The organism is Thiovibrio sp. JS02 (assembly GCF_053485635.1).
Window position 1 is genome coordinate 2,203,031 of record NZ_CM130715.1, and the last position, 13,512, is coordinate 2,216,542.

Annotated in this window: 11 protein-coding genes; 7 read left to right on the forward strand and 4 right to left on the reverse strand. The window is 62.0% G+C overall.

Annotation, left to right across the window (positions count from 1 at the left end; all coding sequences use genetic code 11):
- Positions 1 to 22: 22 nt before the first annotated feature.
- The 4 genes from ACUUL3_RS10135 to ACUUL3_RS10150 all read right to left on the reverse strand — a co-directional run bounded on the left by ACUUL3_RS10135 (position 23) and on the right by ACUUL3_RS10150 (position 5,357).
- The gene (locus ACUUL3_RS10135) at positions 23 to 1,288 is read right to left on the reverse strand and encodes a glucose-1-phosphate adenylyltransferase family protein (RefSeq protein WP_448550995.1); all 1,266 of its coding nucleotides are present in this window, start codon (positions 1,286 to 1,288) and stop codon (positions 23 to 25) included.
- On the reverse strand, positions 1,285 to 2,544 hold the full coding sequence (locus ACUUL3_RS10140; RefSeq protein ID WP_448550997.1) for a glucose-1-phosphate adenylyltransferase family protein: 1,260 nt from the start codon (positions 2,542 to 2,544) through the stop codon (positions 1,285 to 1,287). Before ACUUL3_RS10140 ends, ACUUL3_RS10135 begins: the two co-directional genes overlap by 4 nt.
- Positions 2,545 to 2,676: 132 nt before the next feature.
- Positions 2,677 to 3,699, reverse strand: a complete 1,023-nt coding sequence (locus ACUUL3_RS10145; protein WP_448550999.1) for a DHH family phosphoesterase — start codon at positions 3,697 to 3,699, stop codon at positions 2,677 to 2,679.
- A gap of 110 nt (positions 3,700 to 3,809) precedes the next feature.
- On the reverse strand, positions 3,810 to 5,357 hold the full coding sequence (locus ACUUL3_RS10150) for an ASKHA domain-containing protein (protein WP_448551000.1): 1,548 nt from the start codon (positions 5,355 to 5,357) through the stop codon (positions 3,810 to 3,812).
- 277 nt (positions 5,358 to 5,634) lie between these two features.
- Here ACUUL3_RS10150 and crcB point away from each other — a divergent pair, with 277 nt between their 5' ends.
- From crcB to ACUUL3_RS10185, 7 genes are all read left to right on the forward strand, one after another.
- Positions 5,635 to 6,021 carry a fluoride efflux transporter CrcB gene (crcB, locus tag ACUUL3_RS10155; protein WP_448551002.1) on the forward strand — a complete coding sequence of 129 codons (387 nt, stop codon included), beginning with the start codon at positions 5,635 to 5,637 and terminating at the stop codon, positions 6,019 to 6,021.
- Between the two features lie 157 nt (positions 6,022 to 6,178).
- Complete coding sequence (locus ACUUL3_RS10160; protein ID WP_448551004.1) at positions 6,179 to 7,366, forward strand: LptF/LptG family permease; 1,188 nt, start codon at positions 6,179 to 6,181, stop codon at positions 7,364 to 7,366.
- A complete protein-coding gene (locus ACUUL3_RS10165) occupies positions 7,363 to 8,445 on the forward strand; it encodes an LptF/LptG family permease (protein ID WP_448551006.1) in 1,083 nt (360 codons plus the stop codon). The genes ACUUL3_RS10160 and ACUUL3_RS10165 overlap by 4 nt, the downstream gene beginning before the upstream one ends.
- Before the next feature lie 5 nt (positions 8,446 to 8,450).
- Positions 8,451 to 9,227, forward strand: a complete 777-nt coding sequence (locus tag ACUUL3_RS10170) for a hypothetical protein (RefSeq protein ID WP_448551008.1) — start codon at positions 8,451 to 8,453, stop codon at positions 9,225 to 9,227.
- The gene (locus ACUUL3_RS10175) at positions 9,227 to 9,889 is read left to right on the forward strand and encodes an ATPase (protein ID WP_448551010.1); all 663 of its coding nucleotides are present in this window, start codon (positions 9,227 to 9,229) and stop codon (positions 9,887 to 9,889) included. Before ACUUL3_RS10170 ends, ACUUL3_RS10175 begins: the two co-directional genes overlap by 1 nt.
- A gap of 12 nt (positions 9,890 to 9,901) precedes the next feature.
- Positions 9,902 to 10,099, forward strand: a complete 198-nt coding sequence (locus ACUUL3_RS10180; RefSeq protein WP_448551012.1) for a uracil-DNA glycosylase — start codon at positions 9,902 to 9,904, stop codon at positions 10,097 to 10,099.
- Between the two features lie 290 nt (positions 10,100 to 10,389).
- Positions 10,390 to 13,482: a GAF domain-containing protein gene (locus ACUUL3_RS10185; RefSeq protein WP_448551013.1), complete on the forward strand. Its 3,093-nt coding sequence runs from the start codon at positions 10,390 to 10,392 to the stop codon at positions 13,480 to 13,482.
- Positions 13,483 to 13,512 lie beyond the last annotated feature (30 nt).

The following is a 13,512-nucleotide window of genomic DNA, read 5'->3' on the forward strand; positions in this document are numbered from 1 at the left end:
GAGGGGGCCCGGCCTTGTGCGATCAGATGGTTTCCCCGGTCGCGAGCCGCAGGCTCGGGAAATCCTCTGCCTTGCGGTAGGGTTCCACCACGCAGTTGCGGCCGATCACCGCCCCGGCGGGCACCACCACCTCCTTGCCGATCATGGTGATGCCGGTGTAGAGATGCTTTGGGTAAACCTTGTTGGGGGTCTCCCTGTCCTCGCCGGAACCGACCACCGCCCCCGGGCCGACCAGAACCCGTTTGTCGAGAATGGCCAGATCGACCACCGCGTCCTCTTCGAGCACGCAGTCATGGAAGATGATGGAATCCTTGACCAGCACGCCTTTTCCCACCTTGACCCCGGGAGAAAGCATCGAGTTGATCACCCGGCCTTCGACGACGCAGCCGGCGGAAATCATGGAGCCCTGCACCTGGCAGCCGCTCACGAAACGGGCCGGGCAACGGTCGGAGGCAAGGCCGTCCGCATAGGGGTTCGGCCGGATCCCCCAGGCCTGGGGGGAAATCTCCGATCCGGAGCGGATGACGTCCATGTTGGCCTCCCAGTAGGCCTGGATCGTGCCCACGTCCCGCCAGTAGCCCCGGAAGGGATAGGCAAAGACATTGTCCCGCTCGATGGCCTTGGGAATAAGATGCATGCCGAAATCCACCTCCTCGCGGTCCTCTTCGAGGATCCGGAGCAGGTACTCGGTATCGAAGACATAGATACCCATGGAGGCCAGATCGGTGCGCGGCACCCTGGGCTTCTCCTCCCATTCGACGATGCGGCCCTCCTCGTCGGTAATCCCGGCGCCGAACTGATGGATCTCGGAAAGCGGCACCACCATCATGGCGATGGTCACGTCCGCCTGCTTGCGGCGGTGGAAGCGCAGCATGTCGTCCAGGTCCATCCGGTAGATGTGATCGCCGGAGAGAATGACGATCTCCCGGGAAGGGTGCGCCCGGATGAAGTCGATATTCTGGCGCACGGCGTCGGCGGTGCCTTTGTACCAGTCCGAATCCTTGAAGCCGGTGCGGGGCGGCAGGATCTTCACCCCCCGGGTGCGGCCGGTAAAGTCCCAGGCCTCGCCGGTGCCAAGGTGGCGCATCAGGGAAAGGGGCTTGTACTGGGTGAGGACCCCCACCTGACTCAAGCCCGAGTTCATCACGTTGCTTAAGGAAAAATCGATGATCCGGTAGAAGCCGGCAAAAGGCACGGCCGGCTTGGCGCGGGTCTGGACCAGGATATTCAGGCGGCTGCCCACCCCGCCGGCCAGGAGAAGCACCAGGGTATCGTCTCGGTTCATCATCGGACCACCTCGCCGCTCTTGATTTCGGCGGCCAGCCTTTCCGGCCGCAGATTCGGGTGCAGGGTGCAGCCCGAGCCGATGACCAGGCCGTCGGGAATGCTGTTGTTCCAGCCCAGCACCGTCACCTCCTTGCCGCCAGGCGCCCCCTCGGCGCCGACGCGGGCGCCCGCGCCGATCTTGACGTTGACGTCGCTCACCACCTTGTCGAGCACGGCGTTGTGGCCGATGAGGTTGTCGAAAAAGAGCACCGAATTCTTCACCACCGCCCCGGCCTTGACATGGACGCCGGGAAAGAGGATGGAATTTTCCACCCGCCCTTCCACCACGCAGCCGTTATAGACCAGGCTGTTGTCGATGCTGCCCTGATCCCCCACCTTGAGCGGCTGGTAATCGCGGAGGGCCCGGTGTTCAAGGTTGGTACGGATGCCCCAGTTGGCGAGGCCGACCTTGGGCGCGGGTCCGAGCAGATCCATGCTGGTCTGCCAGTATTCGGCAATGGTCCGGGTATACCCCCAGTAGCCGTAGAACTTGAAGCCGTAAACCTTGCGCTGGGCCGCCATGAGCCTGGGGATGATGTCCCGGCCGAATTCGAAGGATTCGTCCTCGCGGGCATTATCCTCCAGCACTTCGTAAAGCACGGAAGGTTTGAAGCAGTAAACGGTGAGCGAGGCCCAGTTGAAACTGGGGCTTGTCGGTTTCTCCTGGTAGCGGAGGACACGGCCGCCCCGCTCTCCGTCCTCGGAGTCGATCTCCGCCACCCCGAAGCGGCTCGCCTCGGGCATGGGCACCTGCAGGCAGGCAATGGTGAGATCGGCGTCCTTTTCCTTGTGATAGGTGAGGATTTCCCGGTAATCCATCTGGTAGACATGGTCGCCGGAGAGGATGAGGATGGTTTCGGGATCGTGGTAATGGACAAAATCGAGATTCTGGTAGATGGCGTCGGCGGAACCGCGGTACCAGCTGCTCTGGCCCGAGCCCTGAAAGGGCGGCAGGATGAAGACTCCGCGATGCCGGCCGGTCATGTCCCAGGCCGCGCCGATGCCGATATGGTTGATCAGGGAAAAGCTCCGGTACTGGCTCAGGATCGCCACCAGTTCGAGGCCGGAGTGCATGAGATTGCTCAGGGGAAAGTCGATCACCCGGGCGAAGCCGCCGAAGGGGACGGCCGACTTGGGCCGGTAGGCGGTGAGCACGTTCAGCTCATCGACGCGGCCGCCGGCGAGGATCATGGCCAGAACTTTCGGTTTTAGTTTCATGGAGCCCCTGGTTGTAAACTGGAATGAAACCCTGCCTTTGCGAAAAAAGAGCCGTCTTCCCGGTTATTATGAAAAGCGTTCCGCCAAAAAGCAAGACAAGGAGAGAGAATTGAAAAAATATTTTCCAGGGGGCTATTTGAAGTGTTTGGTGGTCAGGCGCATCAGGGTGCGGGTGGAAAAATCCTGCATCTCCCCGGGCAGGTTCCTGAGCGGCACCTCGGCGCGGGCCGCCTGCCGGTGCCCGCCCGCGGACCCGATCTCGTTGAACATCTTTTCCGCCAGGCGGCCGGCGTTCTTCTTGTAGCCGTCACAACGGAAAATCACCACCAGCTTGTCGTTGTGCAGGCCGGAAACAAAGACCCAGGCAACGTCATGGACCTGATTGAAAAAATCGGCGATGAGCACCAGGACGTCCGGGCTGGGCACCCGGCCGAGATGGGCGTAAAGACGCTCCTTGCTCACCTTCATCTCATTGAGGGCGCTCTTGAAATAATTGATTTCGCTGCGCCTGAGGGAGGAAAGCTCGATCTTGCGCACCAGATTCATGTTGGCGTGGTTGAAGAGGTAGCGAAAGGAAATGGCGTCGGAGAGGGTGGCCTTTTTCTCGAAATTCTGGGTATCCACCTTGATGGCGTAAAAAAGGGCGGTGGCCAGGGCCACGGAGGGCTTCAAACTGGCGGCCCGCAGGTATTCGACCAGCATGGAGGCGGTCGCCCCCCACTCCTTGCGGATGTCGACAAAGGTCGCCACCCAACCCTTGGTGGCGGGATGGTGGTCGATGACCACGTCAAACTGGATATTCTCGAAAGCGGGCAGGTGGGTGGGCTGGGAATCGAGCATCACCTTCTTGGTGTACTCACCGACCTTGACCGTGTGCAGCCGCTCCATGGGAATCTTCAACAGATCCATCATGACCACGTTGTTGAGGCGGCGGATCTCGTTGGGGTAGGCGATGGTGACGTTTTTCACCCGGTAGCGCAGGAGCCGCTTCACCGCCATGGCGCTGGCGATGGCGTCAGGGTCGGCATTGATCACCACCAGGACGTCATCCTCCTTGCTGAAGATGGACCAGAACTCCTGCAGACGCTCCTTGGCGGTCTTCTTCTTGTTCGACAGCCGTTTCTTCGGGAGTTCCGGATTCTCTTTTTCGTTCACGCACGCACCTCACCGCCCGAAAAGGCGACCCATGCCCAGGGGCATTCTTGGCAAAGAAATTACACTCTTTACCACATCAAGGGAAAAAATTCAAAATTTAGCCGACCGCCTCAATCCCCCTCGAAAAACGGCACCGAGGGAAAGAGGCCGTGGTCGGTGTGGGGGATGAAGCGGGAACCGGAAAAACGGATCATGAACTCCTGATTGACGTTCAGCTCGATGTAGGTGATTTTTTTCCCCAGGGCCAGACAGCGCGAGCGCGCGCCGTCATCGAGCAGCACCAGTTCGGCACCGGCCAGGGAGCTGTTGCCCACCGGCTCATAGGTGGCAAGGGGCAGATCCGGCAGCATGCCCAGGACGATGGCCTGCCTGGGGGCGATATGGCGGCCGAAAGCGCCGGCCACATAGATGCGGTGCAGTTCGGCAAAGCCGACCCCGACCTGATTGAGCAGGGTGGTGAGGATGGCGTACATGGCCGCCTTGGAGCGCATGAGCGCGTCGAGATCCACCTGGGAAAGCACCACCGGCCGGCCATCCGCCGACTCTTCTCCCGGCACCACCACGAACATCCTGCCCTCGTCGCCCTCAAGCAGGCGGTCCCCCGCGGCCTGCGGCCGGAACTTGCCCCGGATGTCGATCTGCCGGGAGAGATAGAGTTCGGCCACCAGATCGATGATGCCGGAGCCGCAGATGCCCCTGGGCTTGGCGTTGCCGATGGTGGCGTAACGGATCGCCTTTGTTTCCGGCTCGATTGCCACATGCTCGATGGCGCCCGGGCCCGCCCGCATTCCCATGCGGGCCACGCCGCCTTCCAGGGCGGGGCCGGCGGCGCCGGCGCAGGCGATGAGCCATTCGCGGTTGCCGACGATCACCTCGGCGTTGGTGCCCACGTCGATGAGCATGCTGGTCTGCTCGCCCAGGTCAAGGCCGCTGGCCAGCACCCCGGAAATGAGGTCGCCGCCGAAATAACTGCCCACGCTGGGCAGCAGCCAGACCGGCGCGGCCGGATGGATGGCGAGGGCAAGGTCGGCGGCCAGACAGGGATCCGGGGCGTTGACCATGGGGATATAGGGCTCCCGGCAGATATGATACGGGTCGATGTTCAGGAAGAAATGCACCATGGTGGTGTTGCCGGAAACCGAGAGGGCCCGGATGCCGGCGGGCTCAAGTCCGGCGGCGCCGGCCAGCTCCGCGGCCAGCCGGTTGACGTCGTCGATGATCCCGGCATGGAGGCGGGCCAGGCCGTTGCCCTTGCCGGCGAAATGAATCCGGCTCAGGATATCCGCGCCATGGCGGATCTGGCTGTTTTCCCGGTTGGCCCTGGCCATGACCTTGCCGGAGGCCAGATCGAGCAGGCTCGCCTCCAGGTGGGTGGTGCCCAGATCAAGGGCCATGCCGGCGACAATCCGCGGCGCGGCCGGCAGGAAATCGACCAGCAGGGGGCCGCCCGGCATATCGTTGAGAAGAGCCAGCCCCTGGAAGCCGGCCGCCCGAAAAGCCGTGGCGACCGGGGCCAGCCGCGGATAGGGCACCAGGGGGGAAACGCCGTCAAGGGACGGCAGCAAAGCCTTTTTCAGGCGGTCGATGTCGCCGGTGTTATCCCGCAGGCTGGGTGGGGAGGCTTCAACCGGGATGACGCGCACAATGGGAAAAGACATGGTCATACTCCGTAAAAAAGCATTGTTCCGTTTTCTCAATGCCGCACATACTATGCCGGAGGGACAAAAAAGTCCGCAAAAAAATGTCCGCCCTCCCGCCCCCATGCCGTTGACGTTCCGCCGGCGCAATGGTATTGGTTGGGAAACATTATGGAGAGCAGCCCCTTGGAAAACGGGCTGTTGGCGGCACAGGATGTGGCGCCGAATTTTCTTTGGCCAACCAGCGGTTGAAAAAGCCAGGGATGCCTTTTTCGACGGACTGACATAAGGATATCCCATGCTCAAGATTATGGCCATTGCCGTGGGCGGCGGCCTGGGCGCCCTGCTGCGCTACGCTGTTTTTCTCCTCGTCCAGCGGCCGAACGGGCCGGAGTTTCCACTCGGCACCCTGGCGGCCAACCTGGCCGGCTGCCTCTTGATCGGCTTTCTCTGGAGCGCCTTCGAGGGAACCCGGCTGGCCAACGAGTGGCGCCTCTTCATCTTCACCGGTTTCCTGGGCGGCTTCACCACCTTCTCCACCTTTGCCAGGGAAACGACCCAGCTCTACGAGGCAGGGGAGTGGAAAAGCGCCCTGCTCTACCTGTCGCTCAGCAATGTCTTCGGCCTCGCCCTGGTGATGGCGGGATATGCCCTGGCAAAAAAAATCCCTCTCTTCCCCCGCTGAGCATTTCCAGGGGCATACCGGCCGGAGCCCCTGCGGCCACTGGGTTTTCCGGAAATAAAAGATGCCGCCCCCCGCAACTTGTGATACATTTCAGAATTCCGGTCCCCACTGGGCCCCGGCAAACTTAAAACACATTTTCCGGAACCGTTTCAGCACGATGCCGCTCCTGCTCTACACATACATCGCCACCGAGATCCTCGCCCCCTTTTTCGCGAGCTTTCTTGTCCTGAACGGCATCCTCTTCCTGGGCCGGCTTGTCCCGCTGCTGGACAGCATTTTCGGCTTCGGCATCGGCGCGGCCGATTTTTTGCGGATGTGCGCCTACATCCTCCCCAAACTGATGCTCTTTTCCATCCCCATGGCCAGCATGATGGGGGTGATCATCGCCATCACCCGCATGGTGGGCGACAACGAAGTGATGGCCCTGAAGGCCGGCGGCATCGGCCTGCTCCGTCTGCTGCCGCCGGTGATCGCCGTTTCCCTGGCCACCGCCCTCCTCGCCTACTTTTCCGCCGTCTCCCTGATCCCCCAAGGCACGGTGGCCATGAAAAATCTTTTCTTCAAGCTGGCCAAGGAAAAGATCGACAGAGGCATCCAGCCCCGGCAGTTCAGCGAGGGACTGAGCAAGGTGGTGCTCTATGTCGACGCCGTCGATCCGGTCAGCAAGCAGTGGCAGGGAGTCTACCTCTCGGATCTGCGCCATGAAAAAACGCCCCTCACCATTGTCGCGAAAAGCGGCAGCCTCACCACCAGGATGGAGGCGATGCAGCTGCGCCTCAACCTGGCGGACGGCACCATGAACCGGGCCAGCGGCGATGTGACCCAGACCATCCATTTCGACCGCTACCAGCTCAACCTGCCCATCACCACGCCGGCGGAGATCGCCGGCACCTCGGTACACGATGTCGGCAAGAACGGCATGACCCAGGCGCAGCTTCTGGCAATGGCGAAAAAATTCGGCGCGAAGAGCGACAAGGGCCTGCCCCTGCTCATCGAGTACCATACCCGCATGGCCCTGCCGGTCGGCTGCTTCATCCTCTCGGTGCTCGGCCTCTCGCTGGCCATGCTTTCCCGGCCCGGCCGCCGGCCCGTCGGAGTGCCTCTGGGCCTCGCCTGCTTCATCATCTATTACATCCTCTTCACCGCTGGGAAAGCGGGCTGCGAAGGCGGCAAATGGCCCGTTTTCGTCGGGGTCTGGCTGCCCAACGTGCTGATCGCCCTCTTCACCTTTTTCCTGACCCGCCAGGTGGCCAACGAATCGAGCCGGTTCTTTTTTGACCGCCTCCTCAGCCGCGGCCTGGAACTCATCGCCCGCCTGCCCGGCGGCAAGGCCAGGGGGAAATGATGATGAAGCTGCTGGACCGTTACCTCATCACCCAATTCAGCAAGAACCTCCTCCTGGTGCTTTGCTCGCTGCTCACCATCTATCTGCTGGTGGATTTTTTCGAACGGGTGGACAACTTTCTCGCCGCCAAGAAAAGCGTGGGGCTGGCCGTGCAATACCTCCTGCTCAAAGTGCCCTTCATGTACGAGCAGCTCATCCCCGTCTGCCTCCTGCTCGCCGGCATCATCACCCTGGGAGTGCTCAACCACCATTTCGAATTCATGGCCCTCATGGCCGGCGGCATCAGCGTGGTGCGGATCATCCGGCCACTCATCATCGCCGCCGCCTTTTTCACCCTGCTCACCGTCATGGTGGGCCAGTGGGTTCTCCCGCCCACCATGACCGCCACGGACCGGATCTGGTACGAAGAGGTCAACCGGCAGATCCCCAAGGGAATCATCCGCAACGGCTATACCTATTTCCGGGGGCAGGACGGCATCTTCTCCTTTGTCCGTCCCAACCCCGCCAAAAACGAATTCAGGAACTTCACCTACACCGGCTTTGACGCGGAGCACGGCTTAAAAACCCTGCTCACCGCGAATCGGGCCTCATTCAAAGACAACAGCTGGCACTTCAAAAACGGCCAGCTCAAGGAACGCACTGCCGAAGGCAGGTTCCGCGTCAAACATTTCCGCGCCCTCACCTATCCCTTTGGCGAGACACCGGATGAATTCTTCATGCCGGAGTATAAGATCAGGCAGCTCTCCTACAGCGCCCTCCTCGCGGAAGCCCTGGCCAGCGAGTCACCGGGCGGCGCCGCCTGGCTGGAGTTTCACCGGCGCTTTTCCTATGTCTTCCTGGGAATTCCCCTGCTGCTCGTAGGCATCCCGGTCCTGCTCATGGTGCATAAAACCCGGGGCCGCGACCTCGCCCTCGCCATTCCGGTCAGCTGCGCCATGGCCTTTGCCGCCTGGGGCGCCTGGAGCGCCAGCCAATCCCTGGCCAGGACCGCCTATCTTCCGCCAGGCGTTGCCTCCTGGGCCATCCACCTCCTGGCCGGCGCTCTGGGCATCTTTCTCATCAGGCACCACAACCGGTAGGATGCATGCCAGAAAATTCCGAAAAAATCCGTGAGACAATGCACCGGTTCCAGAAGGTGGGCATCGTGGGCATTCCGCCGCTCTCCGTGATCGCCGCCCTGAACGAGCAGGGGGTCACGATCCATGACCTGGACGAGCCCCTGGTCCGGGAAGATCTCGAAACGGCGAGCCCCTATCTGCCCAGGGTCTACTGCGCCATTCTCCGCACCGCCGTGGTCAATGCCCTGCATCTTACGCTTGATGCCATCTACATCGACACCGGACCGGGCAAATGCGACTGCGCCCTTTACACGGCTTCCGTGCTCGCCGACATCCTGCCCATTCCGGTGATCCGCACCGCGAACACCGACAACAGGCCCTACGGCACACCGCTTTCGGAAGCACGCATGGCTCTCACCGCCAAGATGCTCGCCATCACCAAGGGGGTGAAGTCCGCCGCCCCGTACACCGGCAACCCGCCGGCCTGCCTGCCCACCGCCGGCTTCTGGGGGGTGCCGCCCAGGGATTTCTCCATCCTCTCGCTCTTCCCGGAGACGACCCACATTTACGGCTGGGCGCGCTGCATGGAAAACAAGACCCCTGCCGATCACGGCCTGGAGGCGATGTCCAACCCCAGGGTGCCCACGGTATTCTTTGCCCAGTCCTTCTGCGCGAAAACCGCCCTGGCCCGTTATCTCGCCAAAAAGCATCCCCATGCCCTCTATCTTGACGTGGACGCGCACACCGGCAGCAGCGCCAAGGCGAAGATCCAGGCCTTTCTGGAACTGTCGGGGGTGGGCTGATGCTTCTGGGCGATTTCGGCACCTCCTACTGCAAGTTTCTTGATCTGGACGAAAACGGGGCGGCCCCCTACATCCTGCCCACCAAGGAACTGCCCCGGGAAATGCGGGTGGATCTGGCCACCGGCCACAACGGCAAGCGCTTCGCCGACCATTACGTCAACGAACTCATCGCCCTTGCCCGGGGCGGGGAGGAGCTGATCGCCGAGGGGGATTACGTGCTCCTCGACTGCGGCAGCCGTGACATCAAATTCATCAAATACCAAAACCACAAGCTGGCCGACATGGGCTGGAACGCCGAATGCGGCGCCTCCATGGGCTTTACCATCGAACTGCTGGAACGTTACTACGACCTGGACCATGGCCGCATGGAAGCGCCGGAACACACTTTTTCCGTGACCTGCGGGGTCCTCGGCATGAGCGACATCTTTGACGCGGTGATCTCGGGCGTGCCGGTGGCCGAAGCGGTTGCCCGTTTCGTCAAGGGGATCGCCCTCAACGCCTACCGCTTCGCCGGCAGCCCGGAAAAACTCTATCTCTCCGGCGGCCTTTGCGACAATCCCATCTTTGTCGGCAGCTTCCCCTGCACGGTGGTGCCCTTGGGCCGCTTCGTCCTTTTGCGCGGCCTCGCCGCCGTGGCCCGGCAGGCAAAAAAAACCGCCTGAACAGGAGAGGCCATGCGCCAGGAGCAAACCAGCCTGCCAAACTGTCTTGCCTGTCTCCATTTCTTCATCACCTACGAACCGGCGCACCCTTACGGCTGCAGGGCCATGGGCTTCAAATCCCGCGAGTATCCGGCCAAGGTGGTCTTCGCGAGTTCGGGCATCCACTGTCAGCTCTTCTCCGCCAAAAAGAAACAGGGTCCGGGGGAATAAATCCTCCGCGGCCCGCGGCAAACCGGTTTTGTCCGTTCCGGCTTCGCCCGGGCCGGAAGAATTGCTGCTTGATTTTGCGAACCGAATGCATGATATACTTTGTGGATGGCCGCCTTAAAACAGCCGGGATACGCTAAAATACGGCGCGTCGGTCAGGAGGGAGCCGTACTTGCAGCGCCCTGAACACCCCGGAGCAACGGCGAGGCCCCAAAGGGATCCGCCGGAGATAACCAGCCGACATCACGTATTTTTTATAATGTCAGCCAAAACACTCAAGATAGAAAAATCCTATGCGGCCCTGGTTCCCGCCGGCAGCCATCACCATCCTGCTCGCCTATCTGCTGCTGCTGGCCACCTTCATTCTTGTCTCACGGAAAAGCAGGGACAACCCCTCCCTGCGCTGGGCCCTGGGCTGGTTTTTCCTCTGCCTCCATCTCCTCGGGGACACGGCCATCATCTGGCAGGGCGGCTCCCCCCTTCTCAGCGTGGCCAGCCATCTTGCCCTGGCCGTCGGCACGATCCTGATCCTGACCGCCGCCCTTTCCCTGACCAGCGAGACGGACTATTCCTGGCATGCCGCCCTGGTTTTCTCGCTCTTCGCCCTCTGGACCATGTCCGGCGCCATCTTCATCAGCGTTCCCTTCCTGTTCCTGCTGCCGATCTCTTTTTTTTACGCCGCCATCCTCCTGGGCAGCGCCTTCGTCCTCTTCCGGCATGGCGGCCAGGGACAATCCTCCCCGGGGATCATCCTCCTGGCCTGCGCCCTGTCGCTCTGGGGGACGGAAACACTGGCCTCGCCATTCATTGCGCCCCGCCACATCCTCTGGGCATACGTTCTCGACAGCGGGGTGATTTTCTGCACAGGGCTTGCCGCCCTGCTTTTTCTTTTTGAGCGCTGGGAACAGAAGGCCCACTCCTATGGCGAACGCTACCGCGCCCTCTTCAACGGCAGCCGGGACGCCCTCTTTGTTTTCCATCTCACCGAGCACGGCCTTCCGGACCGGTTGATCGAAACCAACGAAACCGCCTGCCGGCTGCTCGGCTACAATCGCACGGAACTTCTCCGCCTTGCCCCGAAGGGACTCAGCGCCCCGGAACTGGTCGGAGAGGGGAAAGAACTGCTCAAAAGGCTCGGCAGGGAGAAAAACATTCTCTTCCGCTGGCGCCTGCGGCACAAGACGGACGGAGATCTGCCCGTGGAAATCGATGCCCGCATCGTCCAACTGGAAGGAAGACCCACCCTGATGGCCGCGGCCAGGGATATCAGGGAACAGCTCCGGACCGACGCCAGGCTCGCCGAGTCGCACCAGCGCCTGATCCGCGTCCTGGACAGCCTGGAAGCCATGGTCTATGTGGCGGATCTTGAAAGCGACGAAATCCTTTACGCCAATCGGAAGGTCAGCCAGACATACGGCGATGTCGTGGGCCTTTCGAGCGAACAGGCCCTGCGGACAACCCATGGAGCAGCCGCGGAACACCTTGCCCGGAAACGGCTCCTCGCCCGGGACGGCGAACCGGCGGACCCCTTTACCTGGGAGACGTTCAGCGCGGCCACCGGCAAATGGTATCATCTGAACGACAAGGCGATCCGCTGGCTGGACGGCCGGCTGGTCCGCCTGGAGGTCGCCACCGATATCACGGAGCGGAAGCATGCCGAAAAGGTGCTGCAGCGGGAGCTTGCCATCCGCACCGCCCTGGCCATGATCTCGGAAAAGCTCCTGGCCGAAAGCATAGTCCTGGCCGATATCGCCAAGATCATCTTCAGCCAGGCGAAAACCATCACCGGCAGCGCCCACGGCCTGGTGGGCTTTGTCGACCGCGACACGAAAAACCTTATTTCCACCACCTTCACGGAGATGATGACGCGGCAAGGCCCCGCCGCCGCCACGGCGAAGACCCTCAGCTTTCCCCTGGGAGCGGACGGCCGCTATCCGGGCCTCTGGGGCCATGCCCTCAACACGGGCAGATCCTTTTTCAGCAACGACCCGACCAGCCATCCGGCGGCCCGCGGCCTGCCAGCCGGCCATCTTGCCCTGAGCAATTTTCTGGCCGTGCCCATCCGTTTCGACGATGAAATCGTCGGCCAGATTGCCCTGGCCAACAGCAGGGACGGCTATGGCGAGGCGGATCTGGCCGCCATCGAACGGCTGGGGCAGATCTATGCCCTGGCCCTGCACCAGGAACAGACCCAGAAAGAAAAAGAACGTCTGATCGGCGAGTTACGGCAATCCCAGAAGATGGAGGCCATCGGCACCCTGGCCGGCGGCATCGCCCACGACTTCAACAACACCCTCTACGCCATTCTCGGTTACGCGGAGCTGACCCTGAGCGATCTGCCCGCAGAAAGCAAGGCCGCCGCCAACATCCGGGAAATCATCAAGGGGGGGAAAAGGGCCGCGGAACTCGTCGCCCAGATCCTCGTGTTCAGCCGCACCCTGACCGAGGATAAAAAGAAAGTCGCCCTGCAGTTCGTGATCAAGGAAACACTGAAACTTCTGCGCGGCACCCTCCCCACCACCATCGAGATCCGGGAAAACATCGACACCCGGTGCCGGCCGGTCCTTGCCGACATCATGCAGATCCACCAGATCATCATCAATCTCTGCACCAACGCCCATCACGCCATGCGGGAAAAGGGCGGCCTGCTCAGCATCGCACTTGCCGAGACCGTGATCGACCTCAACAATGCCGCGGATTATCCAGGACTCGCCACCGGCGATTACCTCAAGCTCACGGTTCAGGATACCGGCTGCGGCATGACCGGCCAGACCCTGAAGCGGATATTCGAGCCCCATTTCACCACCAAGGCCGCCTCGGGCGGCACCGGCCTCGGCCTGGCCACGGTCCAGGCAATCGTCAAGGACCTGGGCGGCGGCATCACCGTGCAGAGCGAGCCGGGTCTGGGCACCACCTTTGAGCTGCTCTTTCCGATCCTGGCGGAAAACGACGCCGATCAGGGGGAACAGCCAGAAGCGCCGTTCAAAAAGTTCCCCCGCTTTCAGGCCCGGATCCTCTTTGTCGACGACGAACTCACCATCGTCAACATGGCCAGGAAAATACTCGAAAAAATGGGCTGCACCGTAAAAACCTACACCAGCAGCGTCGCCGCCCTGCAGGCATTCGCCAGCGCCCCGGAGAGCTACGATCTGGTCATCAGCGACCAGACCATGCCGGAGCTTTCCGGCTACGATCTCGCCTGCAAGCTGCTGGCCATCCGCCCCGGCCTGCCCCTCATCCTCATCACCGGCTTCAGTGACTCCGTGACCGAGGCGGAGGTGAGCAAGGCGGGGATCAGCGCATTTCTCCTCAAGCCGCTCTCGGTGGAAAACCTGGCCAGAGCCATTGGCGCCTGTCTCGGCGAAAACGCCGCCGGGAGCCGGTAACGAACCGCCGCCGCTGAACCAGGGGACGGG